This is a genomic window from Shewanella sp. SP2S2-6, assembly GCF_031931965.1.
GTDB lineage: Bacteria > Pseudomonadota > Gammaproteobacteria > Enterobacterales > Shewanellaceae > Shewanella > Shewanella baltica.
On record NZ_JAUOEQ010000069.1, the window covers coordinates 1 to 1,547 of the forward strand.

At 43.2% G+C, this 1,547-nt stretch carries 2 protein-coding genes; both read left to right on the forward strand.

The genetic code is table 11. The features are described 5' to 3' along the window. Positions 1-343: 343 nt before the first annotated feature. On the forward strand, positions 344-994 hold the full coding sequence (locus Q4Q57_RS21980; RefSeq protein WP_311892032.1) for a hypothetical protein: 651 nt from the start codon (positions 344-346) through the stop codon (positions 992-994). Positions 995-1,047: 53 nt separating this feature from the next. Continuing rightward, the coding region (locus Q4Q57_RS21985) for a hypothetical protein (protein ID WP_311892033.1) at positions 1,048-1,547 on the forward strand (500 nt) is incomplete at its 3' end.

Here is a 1,547-nt window from a genome sequence, read left to right on the forward strand (position 1 = left end):
CCCTTACTTCGTGGGGGAGGCCCTGCCAACTCACCTCTAGCCTACGCCTCATATGATGTTCTTGTTCATCAGCTCGCAAATTTGCTAGCGGCTTCCTTCAGACCAATCCTCGCGGATAAGCCCTTGCCATTCGCTAGTAGTTAACGTTTAATAACAGCATGTTATTGAACGGTGATCTTCCTACAGAGGACTTTCACCTCATTAGTTCATGCCCATGCTGGGCGTACACAAGTGCCATCAATCGGACTTGGGTAAACTGTCACCGTTTTTGCAAAAAGACGCAAAAACGCTGCCACTTCACCCAAGCCGTTGTGGCAGGCGTTAGCATTCATCAGGAATCATCGTGGAAAAACTAATTGAATACATAGCAAAGGAATGGTCAGTAGTCTCTCAAGCTCCATTTGTATTTCTTATTCTTGCTGCAATTATGTTTGGCCTCGCCTATTTGGCCGCAAAGTGGAGATTTACAGCAGTCATAGATCAAATAAAAGCGTCAAACGAGGCTCTTAAAGATCGGTTGCATTTGAAGTCTGAACAGGCTGAATCATATAAAGATAGAGCTCTCAAATACGATGATAAGGTTCAGCAAGTAGTAGATTCCGATGCTGTAGCCTTAAAAGAAAGAACCTTGGAGGTTGTTAAAAATCTACGTGAATTTATTGAGAGGCACAGGCGCGAAGATGATCGTGTAAGTGCTTTAGAACGTTCCGCCATGCGCTCAGCGCAAACCGAAGAAGATCGAAATGCAGCGTGGGAAAGAAATACAAACGAAACTATGCGGCTATCAAATGAGCGAAATGCAGAATATGATCGCCGCTTTCGCGTAGACGCTCTAATGCTTAGAGATGAATTACGGTCGCGGATACCTAATTACGAACCATTGGAAAGACATCACGACATGATGTATGAGCACCCGACGAATTACTTCGGATTCAATGATGTCGCAAGTGACTTAGAGCGTATGGCAAAAATGCTAACAAGTGTGTCAAATTGACGCATTTACGCTGCGCTCCAATGCGCAATTTACACAAGCGTTAGGCATACAAAATGATCGATAACTGGGATAGCCTGCTAGAAGTTTTCGGAACGGACGATGGTTCACTGCCAGATATTGAACTAGACCATCTTTCAGCTGATGAAGTGATTCGTGGCTATGAGTTCATAAGGAATCATGCAGTTCGTATTTCTTCAAAGGAACCGAGTTATTGGTCCACGTCAAAAGATTGCGATGTTCCTTTTGGTTTTGAAGATAACCCAGCCATACAGGTTGTCTCTGGAGAAGCAGAATCTTTTCATTTATGTTTTGATGGGCTTAAAAGTCCAAGTGGTAAGCATATCCCTGAGTTGGGTTTGTTCGTTTTTACAGATTGCTTGTCCTTGGATTACCGCATGGGGCCGCACTGGAACAAAGAATCAGTGCAGGGGTTGTTTGAGCTTATTTCGTGTATGTCTAAAGACTACGATGATATGAAAATAACCCATGAAAATAATATAAATGACGATAATGGTAGTATTTTTAAAACACACTGGGCTGCGTATCAACATGC